This window comes from Chitinophaga rupis (genome assembly GCF_900109685.1).
Lineage (GTDB): Bacteria > Bacteroidota > Bacteroidia > Chitinophagales > Chitinophagaceae > Chitinophaga > Chitinophaga rupis.
The window spans coordinates 1,587,478-1,605,680 of sequence record NZ_FOBB01000001.1 but is presented as its reverse complement, the minus strand read 5'-3'; the positions used below and the strand labels follow the sequence as shown (position 1 = coordinate 1,605,680).

Sequence of the window (18,203 nt, the reverse complement as noted above, 5' to 3'; positions counted from 1 at the left end):
CATATAATGCACTCCCAAACCAATAGAAACACCGGATGCCACAGAACAAAATCTTCCAATTTCCGCATTAAAAACAGCCGTATTTCTTTGAACATAACTATGGGATCCTATTTTTGACTGATGTATGATCACACCGGAAAAAATAACATTATACTTACCTAATATGCTTGAAGTGATTTTACTGGTATAATGTATGTTACAGGTAGGATTTGCGGACTGCAACATGCTGGTTCTTAAAAGAGATCTCACCCTTTCATTCCAGCTTTTAAATACATTCCTGACAAAGCGGAAGACCCACATAAACATACGTTAGTTTAATAGTTTGTAAATGAACGCTACATTCCGCTCCACATTTTTACCATCCAGCGGCCCCACATATTTCTCCAGTACCTTTTTATTCAGAAAATGATCATAGCACTTATCTCCCTTTAAATAGAGCAACCATTTTTCCTTTAGTTCCTCCCTATTATTTGCCGTAATAAGTTCTGAGTTGTTATCAAATGGCTTATTAATTACCTGCCTGTCATTTTTATAATATAATGCAGGAATACCCAAACAAGCGGCCTCTATTACGGTTTGAGAATAAAATGATATATAAAAATCTGCCCGGGCAATAAGTGTAGCAAAAGGCATGTCCTGTATAATATTGATCTTCATATCCGGAAAATATTCCCTGATAAAATTTTCATATTGATTACGATATCCATTTGCCCGTACTTTTATAATAATATCAGCGATCTGCCCGTTGACTGCCTGCTCTCTAAAGCATTCCAATATATCTGATAAAAATTCAAATTCGTAAGCGAGATAGGAATTAAGATCTATTGGGCTATATCCTGCAGCACCGATAATTATAACAGGGTTGCGGCGATCAATTTCTTTAGGGGGTTGTATTGCATAATAATCCATGCGGGGATCTCCTAAACAAACAACATTCTCTTTATTCTCAAAATAATCCTCCTTAATTGCACTTCCATATGCATTTACCAGATCAACATCTTTACCATCATACACGAAATTATGGGTCAATAAACCATTAATAATCATATATATCGGAATGTTGTTTTTTTTACAGTAATTCATAATTAGCCGGTTCTCCATCCATAAATCTGTTACCGGTATCATGAGTTTCAGGCTTTTATTTTTCAGATAGTTCTTAATATCCATCAGCCTGGAAAAAGAACGACTGAGTAATAGTGGGAGTTTAGGTATCAACAGACCATACAGGAACTCGCTAATGTCATATCCCTCAACCTGCCATTGTGCCACCTTCTGGCTTTTAAAATGATCTAAAGCATTTGATATTGTTTGCTGAGCCACCTTTTTACGAGTGTATTTTATACGGCGCTCCGTAACCAGTTTCTTAAGGCCGGTATAATTAACTAAAAGTAATCTTACTCTTTTATCCCTTTCCAGGATGTCAATTATTTTTTTGGTTGGGTAATAGGACTGTATAAATACTAATGGTTTTTTGCTAACCTGAAGAAGATCGATGCCCGCTAGCCCATAGTCAACAAAACGCAGGAGCATTGCTTTTAACTTTTCAAACCCGGATCTTTTCTCCAACCTTGACTCCATCCATTCATGAATAGGGAAAAAATATGCCGGCTTTCCCTTTTCTGCATCCGTTACAGGTATAAAATCAGTTACATATTTTAACGCTTTAAGCCAATAAATAATATGCTGGTCTGAAACCGCACATATTATTTTTTCATGAGAAATTCTTTTCAGCGCCAATATATTAATAAAAAAATGTACATTATAGGTTATATCGTTCAATATATTTAATAAAAAGGTATTCCCAACACCAATTCCATCCAGCGTAAAAATATCTTCATTTGCCTTATTCCTGTACCAACTGTTGAGGAACCTGTGCATTTCATAATTCTTTTCCTCGAGGTAAGCTGTATCAATTAAATGATCCAGGTACTGCACTTTTCCATTCATTCTCTCAATTTCCCTCTTTAAACCAAAGTCAATGGTCAGTACCAGGTCTGTATCAGCATTATACATTGACTTACAGGATTCCCAGCTGTTCCTGTCTTGCACAATTAATAAATAACGATATGTTAAGCCATCTAATCTTATATTCATATTCTCATACCTGTGTACTTGTTGAAAATTTCACTTTCAGTCTGTTAACTATCATCATCACATATTCCTTAAAAACAGGGGAGCTTAAAAAATAGGCGATGATCCCAATAAGGCATATCAAACCATTGATGATTGTATAATACAAAAGGTTAATTTTATTGTGCCCTACCGGTATATAAGCTTTTATCATTTGTGTAATAACGATCATTATACAAATAGGTAATACTGCAGGCAACAATACTTTTTTTGCAAAAGGCGCCAGCTTCAGATTTAATACTCTGCAGCTAATCACTAAATAAATAACTGCGACCACAAAAAAAGATAAAAATTTGAAAAGTGAAAAAGCAAAAAGCCCCAAAAATGTGTAGGTTGCAGCTATTCCAAGCCAGAATATTATGGGGAGTAATGCACTCGTTATATATATCAATTTCACCTTTTCATAAGCCATTATCAATATACCAGCAGGAGAAGTAATGAAGTTAAAAATAAAACATAATACCAGGAACTGTGTAATGGTAACAGACGTTATATAATCAGGCCCCACCCAGTTCAATATCAATGCCTTTGTTGTAAGAAAAATACAAAGCGACGGAAAAACCGTAATTGGCAGGGTTACAATAAGCACATGGCTAAATATCCTTTTCAACCCCTCTTCATTTTTCAATCCGATATAGTGATTAAATCTTGCTATAAAAGGAGAGAAAATAATCCCGAACAAAGATCTGAGATATGTGGTAATGGTAAGGCCTATGGCATAAATGGCTACCAACTTTACACCCGCCAGTTTCCCGATCACAAAAGGATCCAGTTGGTAGTACAGTATCCAGCATACTGTTAGTAATATGGAACTAAAGGCCAGTTTTTTTGTTTTTTTATAATAAAATTTTGAATACCTGAATGAACGGGCTAGTAAGGAAATATCATAATTGAGTTTCTTTCTTACCAGTAAAACTCCCACAATCATTGCCAATAAATTGCATACCTGTGTAAAAAGAAAATATTCAATCAGCAAATAATGTTTAAATCCAAAGAAGTAAAAGGTAGAGGTTATTTTAAGCAGGTTAGAAATGATCAATAAGCGTTGGAAGTGGTAGTCTTCAAGACGGACAGCAAATATTAACTGTAATACCCTTTGCAATACAAAGGTAGGCGCAAAAAGCGCCAGCATTATTAGCAGGTATTTTGCAGTACGTATTTCATCGGGTTTATGCAATTCATTTAATAAGGCCTGCGGCATTACAGAGAACCCCAGCATTATTAGCATAAATAATCCGACAAATACTGCAAATACAAACCCTACAAATCCAATTGTACGGATCTCTTCTGCCTTCTTTCCCTGCACATAGAATTCGCTGGCATATTTCAGGCCAGCGCTAATAAATCCAAAGTCCGCGTAGGAAAGAAAAATGTTAAGGGAAATTACAATAGTATAAATGCCAAACAATGCCTGATTAGATGACAAATAGGGTGTTACAACGAACAGCGTTCCAAAATTCAGCAAAATGGATATGAATTGCCAAAAGTATATTTTAATGTATTTTCCTATCATGTATCCCTATTTTGCGAATCACTTTTGGGGCCAATGTTTTTAATTATTTTTGCTGGCACCCCACCTGCTACTACCCTATCGGGTAAAGATTTTGTAACTACAGCTCCTGAGCCAACAACGGTATGTTCGCCAATCGTAACTCCTGGTAGTAGCACAACATTCGCCCCAATCCAGCATCCTTTTTTTAAGATCACCGGTTTACATTCCGAATGGCCTTGTTCAATGATCAAAAGATCGGGATTGTCATACGCGTGGTTTCCCACATAAATATGAATACCGCTACCCAACAAAACATCATCTTCAATAATGATGCTTTTGTCCAGGTTAGCCGCTACACCATGAAAATGCGTGCCTGGCCGAACTACCACCCTTTCACCTATTGATATTTTAGAACATCCTATAGCATAGGCGCCTGGCCTGAACTCTGCAGTGGATGCAAAGTGAAGGAATTTCTTTTTACATAATTTCAACATTTTGGATTTAAAGTGCAGCCGCCAGTGGGTAAGCGGCATATCCGGACCAAGCCTGTCACTGGTACGCCAAAATTTTATCCGTGCAATCAATTCAGCTATAAACATAACAGAAATTTTAAATAGCAGTCCAGCCTCCGTCAATAATCAGGTTGTGTCCTGTTATATAAGATGCTTCATCTGCAATTAAATATTGTATAGCGCTAGTAATATCTGCAGGAGTACCCATTCTGCGTAAAGGTACCTTCTCAGTATAACGTTTCACAAATTGTTCCGGCTGGTTATCAAAAATGCCGCCAGGAGAGATCGCATTTACGCGTACATTATACGGACCATAATAGGCCGCTAGATAACGTGTGAGATTGATGAGCCCTCCTTTTATTGCTGCATATGCCACCGGCATAGTCATCTGCGTTTCTGCATATATATTAAAATCCGGCCCTACTACACCATAAATGGATGCCATATTAATTAATGAACCCGAAGTATATTTCTTCATATACTCAAGCACTACTTTGCTACAGAGAAAATAACCATTCAAATGCATATCCACATTTTTCCTCCAGGACTCAAACGGCACATCTTCCAGTTTGTTCCCCCAATCACTTGTACGAGGATATGCATTATTTATCCAACCATCAATTTTTCCATATTTCTCAGCAATTTCTTTTACGGTTGTTATGACGGCATTTTCATCAGTAATATCAAGGAAGTAATCATGTTCTCCCTGTTTTTCAAACCTTATGTCTGTACCGATAACAACGGCTTCCTGTTCCTTTAATGCATTGCAAATAGCCTTTCCTAGCAGTCCGTTACCGCCTGTTACTACAACAACCTTATTTTTAACCGAAAACATGATTAATTAAATTTTCTGAATACCGGTTTTATTACCGGTGATTTTAAATATTTTTCATAACCGTCTTCCAACGCTGCCTTGTACACTGTAAGTGCTTTCTGGGCCGCCTCCAGTGTCATTTGCAATTCAGTTTCTTTGTGTGCATAAGAAATAGCAATGTATGGAATTAATACGCCGTTATTTATCATTTCCTGGGCAAATAAAGTTCTCATGGCCAGAGAAACCTCTTTATCTCTTCCTCTGGCTACAAAATTGGGCGAACAGGGATAACCTTCTACCATAAAAAAATCTGCTATATCCAGTGTTTTCGCTATGCCATTCAATCCGTCTATAAGCTTTTGGCCATAGCTCCAAAAATGTTCAATAACATTATCCCTTTGCAGGATCTCCACTGTTTTTATAAAGGCTCCAAGTGCACTCATCTCTGCACCATGCGTTGTGGAAGTTAAAAAAACCCGCTCCTTCCCTTCTTCCTGGATACTGCCGATATTCATGATCTCCCTCCTGCCTCCCAGTGCAGCCACTGCAAAACCGTTTGCCATGGCTTTCCCAAACGTGCATAGATCAGGTTCAATATCAAAATAGGCTTGAGCTCCTCTCAAATTCCATCTGAAGCCGGTGATCATTTCATCAATAATAAACAGCGCACCGTTCTTTTCGCATACTGTCTTTACTCTATGCAAAAAATCATTCTGAGGGGCAACTGTAGTGGCTGCTTCAAGCATTACAGCAGCAATTTGACCAGGGTATTGAGCAAATAACTGCTCTACAGACTCCAGATTGTTATAATTAAATTTCAGGGTGAATCTGCTTGTTTCTTCTGGTACACCTCTCTGCATTACAGTAGACCCTATAAACCAATCATCAAAAGAGAAAAAAGGATGTTCGAGAGGAACAGCCACATATTTTTTCCCGGTAAAGGCTCTTGCAAGTTTTATGGCGGCAGAAGTTACGGTAGATCCATGCTTCGCAAATTTTACCATTTCAACTGCAGGAATAAGATCAATTAGCAATTCCGCGGCTTTAAGTTCTGTGGTAGAAGCACGGGTAAGATTATTGCCTTTCAGTATTTCCTCATAACAGGCGTCTGCTATTTCCTTGTTACCATAACCAATATTTACAGACCTTAACCCCATTCCATAATCCAGGTATTTATTACCAGCCGGATCATAAACATAAGCGCCTTCTCCTCTTTCAAGAATAGATGGCGCGTTGGAGGGAAACTGGTCATCTCCCCTGGAATAGGTATGAGCGCCTCCCGGAATGGCTTTATGTAAACGTTCTTTAAATTGCGGATTCATTACTAAATATCTTATGTTGTTGAATAATCTTTTTCTCGCAAAGGAATTCGGCCCATAACCAGTCCCTTTCCTGATCAATCTCAAGTTCACATTCAAAGGGCAATAAAAAACTCATTGTTGCTGCGGTATAGAATGTGCGCGCTTTCATAAAGGCTTGGGTCCGGGCGATGTAAAAGCCTCCTGAAGGCGTAATCTGTTTTTTAAAATGTTGCCTGCCCATGAAATGGAGATGTGAAATATTCTCACTGATCTTGTCCAGAAAAATATGATCGTCCTGTACAAAAAAGGGGTGAGGAGTACTTTCCCTAACCGCAACAATGGCATCCGCATCAGCCTGTGAGTCGAGCTTTTCCACTGCCTCTTGCAAATATTGATAATATACGAACGGAGAGGTAGGTTCCAGCAGGCCAATATAATCGAAAGTAAGTCCCATTCCAGCAGCATATTCAAGAGCATGGCAAACTACATCCGCTGAAGAAGCAGTGTCTGAGGCCAACTCAGCCGGCCTTATAAAAGGAATTGTTGCTCCGGACTTTTGAGCAATAGCAGCATATTCTTTACTATCTGTTGAACACCAGATATGTGCATTATATTTTGTGGAACGGGCGGATTTTATTCTATACGCAATTAAAGGTAACCCTGCCAGCGGCCGGATATTTTTATCTGGAATTGATTTAGACCCAGACCTGGCAACTACCAGCCATAATATTTGGGCATGTTCACTCATATGCTCGCTCTCTTATAACGTAATATGTTTTATGTCTTTTTGTGCTTTTTCAAGATCTTCGTGTCTGCCGATATCCAACCAATATCCAAGAATGGGGTAATGAACAACCTTAGCCTTATTATCTATGAGCAATTGCATAAAATCAGTTGCATCAATAGAAGCACCTTTTTCCAGATAATTCAACAAAGATCTTTTAAAGAGATAAATGCCGCCGTTTGAATAATAGTTATAAGTAGGTTTCTCTGCAAGGGAAAGAATTTCACCATTACTAATTTCTAATACTGCATAAGGTATTTTCACCTGATAACTAAGGCTTGCCACTATTAGATCTGCTCCTGATTCCAAAAATGATTTATAAAAATCAGCAAAGTCAATATTAGTTAGAATGTCTGAATTCATTAACAGGATATGCTCAGTTCTAAACTCTTCAACCAGACTTAAAGCTCCGAATGTACCTAACGGCACCTCTTCTTCAACGTATTGAATATTTATATCTTTGGCTTCTCCATTCCCTAGAAATGCCTTTATTTGATGCCCCAGGTATCTTATGGTAATAATAATATTATCTATTCCATAGTTTATCAACCGGTCAATATTATGCTCTATAATAGGCTTTTCCCCAACTTTCAGCAAAGGTTTAGGGCAGTTTTCAGTAAGCGGCATTAACCGTTCTCCCCTGCCTCCTGCCATCACTACTGCATCCAAAGGTAATAAAGAGATCTTTGTACGAACATTCAGTATGTCTACAATAATATTCTCTTCATCTACAATGGGAATGATTTTCAGATTCCTACGCCGGTAACCCTCTATATCCTGAAAAGAGTAAGCATTCTTCTTTATGAGAGTTGGATTTGGTTGAATAAACTGCAACAGCGATGAATCAAAAGATAATCCTTTTAGAAATCCTCTACGAATATCCCCATCTGTAAGAGAACCTATTAAACGTCCGTTGTGATCGATAACAAAAAGAATAGCATCGGCTGCCAGGGCATTTAACTTGGAAAGTGCCTCTCTCACACTTTCCTCTTCATAGATCAGATGTTTGCGAAAATCCATTATTATTTATCAAAAGGTTTAATTAAAATAGGTCTTTCTGCTGTTGCTTTTAAAACAATACAAGTTTCTTAAGCTTTAATATTGAGATCGTAAAACTGCTTTTTCAGTAGCACATGGAATTCTGTATGCCTTAAAACATCCAGAACTTTTTCAGATGCATTCCCCACTCCATAAGGGTGTTGTATATCTTTTATCTCATCTAAAAATGACCGGCTTAATGCACGCATTACTGCATTTTTAATACTGGTTACTTCCGGTTCGCAATCAATTACACTAGCAGCTTTAATCCTGCCACGCTGGCGATCCCCAATATTCACGGTTGGCTTCTTAAAGGCAGGTACTTCCAAAAGTCCACTGGATGAATTGCCAACAACTGCATCAACATACTGAAGGGCTGAAAGATATCGTAACTGCCCCAGCGATGTATGCTCCACAGCTTTATGCGCATTCTTCCTTACAAATTCATCTATCATTTGATTAATAATCCTTCCCTCCGTATCCGCATTTGCTTTTGTAAAAATAATACCTGTATCCTCCAGCTCATCCAGTACCTGCAGCAATGATCCAAATTGCCTTTCGGCTGAATTAAACTCCAGTGTGACGGGGTGAAATGTAACCAGTATATTTCTCGTCTTTAGCTTAAAGCCAATACTCTCTTCAAAAGCAGTTCTGTTCAATAAGGTAAGCCGGTTAATATTCTCGATACCAAATGCCCCTACATTTAACACTGTATCAGGATGTTCTCCTAACTGAATAACCCTGTTCCGGAAAGTTTCTGTTGCAGTAAAATGCAGGTGAGCCATTTTAGTTACCGAGTGCCGGATTGGTTCATCAATCGCTCCCTCTGTCAATTCACCGCCATGGCAGTGTGCAATAGGAATACGGCAGACCATTGCGGCGGCAGCAGCTGAAAAAATTTCAAACCGGTCGCCTAGTAAAAGCACGATATCTGGCTGTAGTTCAGAAAAAGCTTCTACAAAGCCTATCATCCCTAATCCCATACTTTTCCCAATCCCTGCTGGCGTATCAGATGATAACAAAATCTCTACTTTCTTATTAATCGTAAAACCATCGGCCTCAATTTGCTTATAAGTAAGCCCGAATTCGGGTGATAAATGCATACCGGTTACAACAAGCTGTAATTTAAAAGCTGGATCTTCAGATATCCCTTTAATAGTCCAGTACAGCAACCCATATTCTGCTCTTGTACCGGTAACTATACAAATAGCTTTGCTCATAAGGTAATCATTTCATCCTCCCGGAAATCTTTTGCCGCGATCCGCCCAATTACATTATCCCATTCCATAGGGCTGATACCTGTTCCTGGTCTTTTTACTGTCAGATTTTCTTCCGTAAAAGGATCTCCTTTGGCTATCGGTCCCTTTGCAACAATACTTTTACGTACTATTTTAATATTATTAATTTCAGATGCAGAAGGAGTTTTAACATTGTTTCCCAATGCCTTTTCAATATTCCTGATGGAACTAACCATATTAAGCAGTTCATCCGGTTCAAGTGATGCTTTATGATCCGGTCCTTCCATATTCCGGTCCAGCGTAAAGTGTTTTTCAATAACAGTAGCCCCTAATGCAACTGCTGCTATAGGGACTTCTATACCAGGGGTGTGATCTGAATAGCCGATTTCTACCTTTATATCCTCCTTAATGGTGAGCATTGCCCGCAAATTTACGTCGGCCATAGGAGTCGGATATTCTGTATTACAATGTAGGACAGTTATTTGCTGTCTGGACATGCCTGCCTTCAGGAGCACTTCAAGAGCCGCTTTTATCTCGGCCATCTCAGCCATACCGGTTGACATGATTAAATGAGTAAATGCAGCGGCCATTTTTCTCAGATAAGGTAAATTGGTAATTTCACCAGAAGGTACTTTTCCCAATGTAACGCCTAACTTTTTCAAAAGATCTATACTTTCCAGATCAAATGGGGTTGATAGGAATTGTATCCCTTTGCTTTTACAATATTCGATCAATTCCAAATGCGCAGCTTCACTTAACTCAAGCTTACGCAGCATTTCCAATTGTGTTTCGCTTGTTCCGGTGTTTTTTTGCTGGTAAGCAGCTTTCCCGGCTTCCTTACTAACAATCTTTTCCGCTTTAAAAGTTTGAAACTTCACGTAATCAGCTCCTGCTTTTACCGCGGCATCAACAAGCTTTTTAGCATTTTCCAAACTGCCATTGTGATTTACACCTGCCTCTGCTATAATTAAAGTATGGCTCATGTTATTTCTCTATTTTACGGCATGGGTTACCTACATATACACCCGGCTCAATTAAAGTCCTGTTAACAACAGCACCCGCTCCAATTACGGAAGATGCAGCCACTGTTATTCCGTTTATTAAAACACTATTACTTCCAATAAAACATTCGTCATATACTACACAGCCTCCGTTTACAACTACATTTGTTGATATATGCACATGCCTGCCTATTTTACAGTCATGCTCAATATTTGCGTTAGTATTAATAATGCAGTTTTCTCCGATATTGCTTGCGGCATTTATCTTTGCCCCGTGTAACACAACAGTACCCTCACCTACTGTACTGTATTTCGATACAATTGCGCTGGCGGAAATTATTGTCGCCAATCTGCATTTTGTTGATTTTAACTTTTCATATATCCCTTTACGTAATCCCGCATTTTGGATCTGACCTATGGTTATCAAAAAATAATAATCATTAGCGGGGAAACGGTGAAGGTCTTCATCTGTTCCAATTATTTTAAATCCCAGAATACTTTCACCTACTTTTTCCTTTATATCGAGTATGCCTGCGATTTCAAATTCCTTTACAGATACAATAGTATCTATGCAGGATTTACAGTGCCCGCCTCCTCCGATTAATATTAATTTCTTTTTATCCATTCGCTAGTTAAATCTTACACTGCTTGGCAAGTTCACAATTCTCTCTTCAAGCCATGAAGCATTTTCCAGAGCATCTGTCTGGCAGGTATTGTACATAGGTAATTTGTTCATCAACCGCCAGATAGGCCTGGTCATTACCTTCTGGTTATTACTCTCTTTCAGAAACTCTTGCTGGCATTTATGATCTGGAAAGATAATTGTATTTAGCCAGTAATTAGCCCTACCGGGTTCCTTCTCCTGCACAAAAGCTATCTCCGATCCGGTAAAAAATGCAGCATAACTTTCAGACAATCTCCGCTTATTTTCAATAAAAGTCTTTAATTGTTCCAGTTGAGCACAGGCTAATGCTGCATTCAGGTTTGGCATTCTATAGTTGTATGCTACTTCATCATGAACGAAATCCCATGTATGAGGCATTTTAGCTGTAGTGGAAAGATGTTTAGCTCTCCGGGCTATCTCCTCATCATCTGTTACTATGGCCCCACCACCACCACAAGTCACTGTTTTATTACCATTAAAGCTAAAAGTTCCGACAACGCCAAACGTTCCTGTATGTTTTGACTTATAATAACTACCAAGGGATTCTGCAGCATCCTCTACAACCGGTATATTATATGCTGCACATATGTCTACTATTTCATCAATTCTCAAAGGGAAGCCAAAAGTGTGCATAGGTACACATGCGGCTATTCGCCGCCCTGTTTTCTTATTTATGCACATTCCGTCTTGGTTAATCGTTGCAAATTGCTGCAGAAAGGTCTGAAGTGCCAGAGGTGAAAGCCCCATTGTATCCCGGTCTACATCCAGAAAAACTGGTACTGCTCCTGCGTGGGCAATTGCATTGGCCGTGGCTACAAAGGTTAGAGGTTGTGTTATCACTTCATCATTAAACTTTACCCCAGCCAGTAATAACGCCAGGTGTAATGCTGTTGTTCCATTTACAGTAGCTACTGCGAACCGGGCACCGGTTAACTGTGCCATCATCTCTTCAAACCTTGTTACGTAACTGCCAACAGAAGAAACAAAAGTAGAATCGATAGTATCCAGCACATACTTCTTCTCATTGCCGCCGAAACAAGGTTCATGTAACGGAATAAAAGCTTCCGGTTGTTTAAATGCCTCTCTTATAAACTTAATTATATTATCTGGTGTCATTAGCAATCGCCGAACTAAATGTTAAAAATATCTGCCTTATACCCCTTTAGGTTCTCTGTTATTTTGAACCATTCAATCGTTTTTTTCAATCCGTCATCCAGGCTGAATTCCTGTTTCCAGGAAGTATGCTCTGTAATTTTTTCTTTAGCACCATATAAACGGAATACCTCACTTTTCTCCGGTCGTACACGAACGGCATCATGAACGATCTTCGCCTCCGGGTTGATCAGTGTAATCAAGCGGTTTGCAAGATCTCCCACACTTATCTCCGATTCTGTAGCAATATTGCAATCTTCGCCTATCAAGCTTTCTGACTTGGCTATCTCTACGAAACCTTTTACAGTATCCTTGACGTACAACAGGTCCCTTGTGGGAGTTATGTCTCCCAACTGAATGGTGGTTTTACCGTTCAATAACTGAGTGATAATAGTTGGAATGACTGCCCTGGCTGATTGCCGGGGACCGAAAGTATTAAAGGGCCTTACGATGGTAACCGGCACATTAAAACTGCGATAAAAAGATTCTGCGATACAATCAGCGCCTATTTTTGAGGCAGAATAAGGAGATTGCGGCTGACGGGGGTGTTTTTCATCAATCGGTATATAAGTAGCCGTTCCGTATACCTCTGACGTAGAGGTTACCAATACGCGCTCAATGTTCAGGTCCTTTGCAGCCTGCACAATATTCAATGTTCCTTTCACATTAGTATCTATGTAAGAGTCAGGTGAATGATAACTAAAGGGAATGGCTATCAGCGCTGCCAGATGGAACACAACATCTATATCTTTCATCGCCGTTCTTACTCCATTGGGGTCCCGGATGTCTCCTGCAAAGATCTGTATTTCAGAAAGGATCTTTTTAGGGAATGTGTCTAACCATCCCCAGCTGTTAAAAGAATTATAACATACGAAGGCCTTTACCTGGCAGCCTTCTTCCAAAAGTTCTTCTATTAAATGGCTACCAATAAAACCATCGGCTCCTGTAACTAAAACCCTCTTATTTCTTAGTTCCATGAAATCATTATTATATAATAATTGTTATTTTTCCATGATTTCCTTATATATCCGTTTCGTAACAAGGAAACTAACTATAAAAAATCCCCCTAAAAATCCACCCACTATAAGGCCCTTAAGCCTACCCAGCTTCTCCTTTTTCAATGGTAAAATGGGGGTGTCTACTATCTGTACCACTGGTGTTTCCTGGGCCATAGCCATTTTGCTCAACTCCAGATTCTTAATTACCTCTGCATACATAGTTTGTAGTACAATTTTATCTCTTGTCTGGACTTCTGTTGCTACACTTGCCATTTGACGTACCGGATTCCGGTTAATATCCTGTGAAGCTGCAATAGCATATGTTTTATGGTTTAAAAGCGATTCCAGCGAGTCCGCTGATAATTGCAGCTTATCAACATTTACCTTTGACCGCATGATCTTGGTATTTACATAAAATTGCGTGGCTTCCTTTACTAGCTGTTCTGTAAATGCTTTGGAAAATGTTTCACTCCGGGAAGTGCACTTTACGGATATAAAACCTAATTTCTTATCGAGCTTTGAAATATCCAGGTCCCCTTTTACGATACGTTCATGTATTGTATTTAAAACACTGTCCTGTTTCAAGGTGAATTTTGATCTGCTAAGTCCAAGTGGAAAATGCAATCCTTTTAATGCAGTTACCTTATCCCATCCTTTATTTATTTCATTTGCATTCATATACAAATCTGCCAGGCTAATTTTTCTGCCTTCTACTATAACCGGAGATAGTAAGGTTTTTTCTATCATTAACCTGGACTGAAGGAATTTCATGATATTATCCCCTTGAAATACACCACTGCTGGACCCTCCACCCAGATCAATTCCAAATTGGCTGGCCAGGCCCATATAGGAAGCTAAAGGATTGGACTTGCTATCTTCCATTACAAAAGTCAATTCACCCACATACTTTGGCTTCATCAGGTATGCATAGGTTAACCCCAGACCGGCACCTGCCAGCCCACAGCTTACTATTATTATCCAATGTTTTAATAAATACGTCCGCCACTCCTGAAGCTTTAATATTATATCTTTCAGTGTTATTACTTCTTCCGGCTGAACTATATTTTGCTTTTGCTCTTCCATTATATTTGATCTAAGTACTTATAAATTTAGAGCCGTCCGTCTACCAATGTTCTATTCAGGAATGCCTTGGTATCAAACACCACCGAATGGTCTCCGTTCTTCAAAGCTGAATAATCCAGCTCTTTGAACGCCGGATGCGCAACTGCCAGTATAATAGCATCATAGCTTTGCCCCGGCTGTTGTACCAGCGTAATGCCGTATTCTTCCTGCACTTCAGCCGGCTGTGCATGTGGGTCATACACATCTACCATTAATCCAAACTGCGTTAGCTCACGATAGATATCAATCACTCTTGAATTACGTATATCCGGGCAATTCTCTTTAAAGGTAATGCCCAGGATAAGTGCGCGGCCACCGTCAATCTTCTGGCCTTTCTTTATCATCAGCTTAATCACCTTATTGGCTACAAACATGCCCATATTATCATTTACCCTGCGCCCGGAGAGAATCACCTGCGGATGATAACCGAGGGATTCCGCCTTATGCGTAAGGTAATAAGGATCTACTCCTATACAGTGCCCACCTACCAGGCCAGGCCTGTATTTCAGAAAATTCCATTTAGTGGCGGCCGCTTCAATCACATCCATGGTATCAATACCCATGCGGTCAAATATCAGGGCCAGCTCATTTACAAAGCTAATATTTACATCCCGTTGTGCATTCTCAATTGCCTTAGAAGCCTCTGCCACTTTAATGCTGGGTGCCTTATGCGTGCCTGCCGTAATAATACTTTTATATAGCTCATCCACCACAGTAGCTATTGCAGGTGTAGAACCGGCCGTAACCTTCCTGATCTTTGTAAGGGTATTTACCTTATCCCCGGGATTGATCCGTTCGGGGGAATAACCACAAAAAAAATCTTCATTAAATCTTAATCCTGAGGCCTTTTCCAGCACCGGCACACAATCCTCCTCTGTACAGCCCGGGTATACCGTAGATTCATAAATAACCAGGTCGCCCTGCTTTAATACTTTTCCTAGCATACCGGAAGCCTCCAGCAAAGGGCCAAGGTCCGGTGTTTTAAACCGGTTAAGCGGCGTAGGTACGGTAACAATGTATACATTACAAGCCGATAGTGCTGCCGGATCATATGAAAAATGCAGTCCGGCGCCATCTCTTTTTTCCCCGCCTGCAATAACAGCCTGCAGCGCTTCCAGGTCTGCTTCCTTGGTATGATCTTTCCCCAATTTCAGCTCCTCAATCCGCATGGTATTTATATCAAAGCCTAATACCGGGTACTTTTTACCAAATTCAATAGCCAGGGGCAGCCCTACATATCCTAAACCAATCACCGCAATTTTGTAGGGCACAGGTTCCATGGTTATACGATCTATTATTTAATCTTATCCAACAATGTAACTATGATCAACGCCACGGATGCCAGGCCGCTGGCCATACCAATCGTCTCCGGCCCGCTCAGACCTCTGCGCTCTCTCTTGGTTGGCACATATATTTCCGCACCAGGCCGCACTTTGGGATAGCTGTTAAAGAATAATACTTTGCGGGTATTCTTCACCTCTCCATTGGCATATACAATATAACTCCGCCTTTTCAGCGCCTGTGAAGTAAAGCCGCCGGCGCCGCGTATATAATTCCGGAAACTGGTGGAATGATCAAACCGCAGTTTCTTGGGGAAATATATTTCGCCGAAAACCTGTACGGTTTGTAATTTTTTGGGCACTTTCAGCACATCCCCTTCTTCCAGCAACAGGTCATATTTAGAACCAGGATTTTTTATGATCAGGTCCAGGTTAATACCCAGCAGCTGTTCCTTACGTTGTACGGCGCTTCTTACCCGGTCAATATCCGTACTGTCCTGCAGCTTATTATAAAATACTTCCAGCTTGTTGGTCAGGAAGGCACTGTCGGATTCATTTACAAAAGTTTTGCGCAATAATACTGCGCCTTCAGGGTAAGCCTCCGGGCGTAAACCACCCGCACGGCGTAATACATCTGAAATACGTTCCTGCTTGGTGTTGATAGTGTATGCACCAGGGTACAATACTTCTCCGCCTATTTCAATATTGGCTTGCTCCACATAAGAAGGCGCCTTACGGATCATAATCTCATCAAAAGGCTGCAGGGCAAAGGCCGCTGCGCCGGGGTTATTACTTAAGTCTGCATTAATATCAAACTGCCGGATAATAGCCATACGGCTATCTGCAGAATCTGCACTGTTATTACGTATACGCCGGGCTATTTCCACATGTTTCAGGGAAGCGGCATCTTTTAAGCCGCCGGCTATCAGTATCAGGTCTTCCAGCTGCATACTGTCGGCATACACATATTGTCCGGGTGCATTCACTTCACCGATTATTCTTACCTGGTACAGCTGCCGCAGATCCATTTTGGAATATACGACCACGCTATCCTCCCGCTGCAGAGCAAGTGCCTGCTGCCCGTTCAGGGCTGATTGTACGTTAAAGCTGATCATGGCGGGTGTATAATCTGCCTGCAGGCGGCGCACTACTCCGCGCGCCAATGCTGCTTCTTCCTTTACCCCATCTGCCCTTTTTATCAGGTCCCCTACCGTCATTCCCGGTTCCAGCGCATAGTCGCCGGGGTGAAATACAGCACCGGTGATCGTTACGCGGTTCGTGAAGCGGTTGGATATAGAATCTATTATAAACTGGTCGCCTGATTTTAATTGAAAGCTGCCTATCTGGCCAGCCGGTACATTCACTACCTCCCGCTGCCGGCTGGTAACCCGGTTGGCATGGATCACTTCATGATAGGCTTTATCCGTATAGCCACCTGCATAATCCAGTATCTGCTGCAGGCTTTCATTTTCCTTTGCTTCAAAAATAGCCGGCCGTTTTACCTGCCCGATCAGCTCTACCCTCGTTTTGTAGGGATTTACCTTTACAATATCCTGATCGCGCAGTACTACATTATTAGTAAGGTCGCCATGTGCCAGGAAATCATACAGGTCAAAGGTGGCTACCGGCTGCCCATTACGGATGACCTGTATATTACGGAACGAGCCATTTTCACCAGGCCCGCCGGATACATACAGTGCATTTGCCACCGTGGCCAGGCTGGGTAAGCTGTAAGTACCGGGGCGCTCTACTTCACCGATCAGCAGTACTCTTATGCTGCGTATGCTGCCTAATGAAACCTGTACAAAAGTATTCCCTGTTTTTATGCCCCCGTAAATAGAAGATAACTGTTTGGTGATGCGGGTACGGGCTTCCTCCATGGTAAGGCCGTTCACGTACACCGGCCCCAGGTAAGGAATACGCACATAACCATCCGGGCTAACCTTCAATTGATGCTGTACTTCGGAATAGCCGTATACATCTATGATCAGCTCATCATTAGCCGCTATCTGGTAATTAGGCGGGGTGGGCATGCGCAGGTTAGGCTCAAAAGTAAGGTTGCGGTTATTGAACAACTCTGCACCAAATATCTTCCTGCGGCGTAACGCCCGCTCATAGTCTTCTTTGCTGTTAAGCCTTCGCAGCTTATCGTTCCAGTAATCCGTGGTGTCATTTACCATGCGGTCTAATTCCTCCGAGGTATCAGGATTGGTTTTATTAGTCTTCCCTCCATTACCGGATAATACAGTATCTAATCCCAGCTGCTGTATGCGTGCTTTCAGCTTGATCACTTCCGTATCGGAGATGCCATTATCTGCCGCGTACTCATCTATCTCGTCAAAGGAAATGTTGTTCTGTTTCATCTTTGCCACCAGTTGCCTGATCTGATCGTCTGACAGGTCATCTACATGGATCTGCTTTAACTGGTCTTTAGAGATAGTGGACGGGATCTGCGCCGCTGCACAAAAACCTACGAGCAAACAGAGTTGTAACAGTAATATCTTCTTAAGCATGAATTATCGAATGTACTTTCTTGAATGATTCCGTAAATGCCTCTTTCTGGATCTCACTGACCTGCCAGGAACCGGCAAATCAGGTGCAAATCTATTAAAAATAACATATTTGCGTTACGTTAATGAAAATCAGCCGGATAATACGCCCTTCCACGTAACGTAAT

Annotated in this window: 15 protein-coding genes; all 15 read right to left on the bottom strand. The window is 40.8% G+C overall.

Annotated elements, in window-relative coordinates:
- Positions 1-309 precede the first annotated feature (309 nt).
- Positions 310-2,049 (bottom strand): hypothetical protein, encoded by a 1,740-nt coding sequence (locus tag BMZ54_RS06480; protein ID WP_143080925.1) that lies wholly within the window; start codon positions 2,047-2,049, stop codon positions 310-312.
- A gap of 49 nt (positions 2,050-2,098) precedes the next feature.
- The gene (locus BMZ54_RS06475; protein WP_089907680.1) at positions 2,099-3,643 is read right to left on the bottom strand and encodes a lipopolysaccharide biosynthesis protein; all 1,545 of its coding nucleotides are present in this window, start codon (positions 3,641-3,643) and stop codon (positions 2,099-2,101) included.
- Positions 3,640-4,221 carry an acyltransferase gene (locus tag BMZ54_RS33505; RefSeq protein ID WP_202909147.1) on the bottom strand — a complete coding sequence of 194 codons (582 nt, stop codon included), beginning with the start codon at positions 4,219-4,221 and terminating at the stop codon, positions 3,640-3,642. The genes BMZ54_RS06475 and BMZ54_RS33505 overlap by 4 nt, the downstream gene beginning before the upstream one ends.
- A gap of 10 nt (positions 4,222-4,231) precedes the next feature.
- Entirely contained in the window at positions 4,232-4,969 is a 738-nt protein-coding gene (locus tag BMZ54_RS06465; protein ID WP_089907676.1) for an SDR family oxidoreductase, read from the bottom strand.
- A 2-nt stretch (positions 4,970-4,971) separates the two neighbouring features.
- Positions 4,972-6,270, bottom strand: coding sequence for a glutamate-1-semialdehyde 2,1-aminomutase (locus tag BMZ54_RS06460; RefSeq protein ID WP_089907673.1), 1,299 nt, complete (start codon positions 6,268-6,270; stop codon positions 4,972-4,974).
- Entirely contained in the window at positions 6,254-6,997 is a 744-nt protein-coding gene (locus BMZ54_RS06455; protein ID WP_089907670.1) for an acylneuraminate cytidylyltransferase family protein, read from the bottom strand. Before BMZ54_RS06455 ends, BMZ54_RS06460 begins: the two co-directional genes overlap by 17 nt.
- Before the next feature lie 12 nt (positions 6,998-7,009).
- Entirely contained in the window at positions 7,010-8,053 is a 1,044-nt protein-coding gene (locus BMZ54_RS06450; protein ID WP_202909146.1) for a nucleotidyltransferase family protein, read from the bottom strand.
- 68 nt (positions 8,054-8,121) lie between these two features.
- Positions 8,122-9,291, bottom strand: coding sequence for a UDP-N-acetylglucosamine 2-epimerase (gene neuC, locus BMZ54_RS06445; protein ID WP_089907664.1), 1,170 nt, complete (start codon positions 9,289-9,291; stop codon positions 8,122-8,124).
- Positions 9,288-10,292: an N-acetylneuraminate synthase gene (neuB, locus tag BMZ54_RS06440; protein ID WP_089907661.1), complete on the bottom strand. Its 1,005-nt coding sequence runs from the start codon at positions 10,290-10,292 to the stop codon at positions 9,288-9,290. Before neuB ends, neuC begins: the two co-directional genes overlap by 4 nt.
- Position 10,293: 1 nt before the next feature.
- Positions 10,294-10,935 (bottom strand): acetyltransferase, encoded by a 642-nt coding sequence (locus BMZ54_RS06435; RefSeq protein ID WP_089907658.1) that lies wholly within the window; start codon positions 10,933-10,935, stop codon positions 10,294-10,296.
- 3 nt (positions 10,936-10,938) lie between these two features.
- A complete protein-coding gene (locus BMZ54_RS06430) occupies positions 10,939-12,090 on the bottom strand; it encodes a LegC family aminotransferase (RefSeq protein ID WP_089907655.1) in 1,152 nt (383 codons plus the stop codon).
- A gap of 14 nt (positions 12,091-12,104) precedes the next feature.
- Positions 12,105-13,103, bottom strand: a complete 999-nt coding sequence (locus BMZ54_RS06425; RefSeq protein WP_089907652.1) for an NAD-dependent 4,6-dehydratase LegB — start codon at positions 13,101-13,103, stop codon at positions 12,105-12,107.
- A gap of 24 nt (positions 13,104-13,127) precedes the next feature.
- Positions 13,128-14,207, bottom strand: a complete 1,080-nt coding sequence (locus BMZ54_RS06420; RefSeq protein WP_089907649.1) for a GumC domain-containing protein — start codon at positions 14,205-14,207, stop codon at positions 13,128-13,130.
- A 26-nt stretch (positions 14,208-14,233) separates the two neighbouring features.
- Entirely contained in the window at positions 14,234-15,526 is a 1,293-nt protein-coding gene (locus BMZ54_RS06415; RefSeq protein ID WP_089907646.1) for a nucleotide sugar dehydrogenase, read from the bottom strand.
- Positions 15,527-15,540: 14 nt separating this feature from the next.
- Positions 15,541-18,039, bottom strand: a complete 2,499-nt coding sequence (locus BMZ54_RS06410) for an SLBB domain-containing protein (protein WP_089907643.1) — start codon at positions 18,037-18,039, stop codon at positions 15,541-15,543.
- Positions 18,040-18,203: the final 164 nt, after the last annotated feature.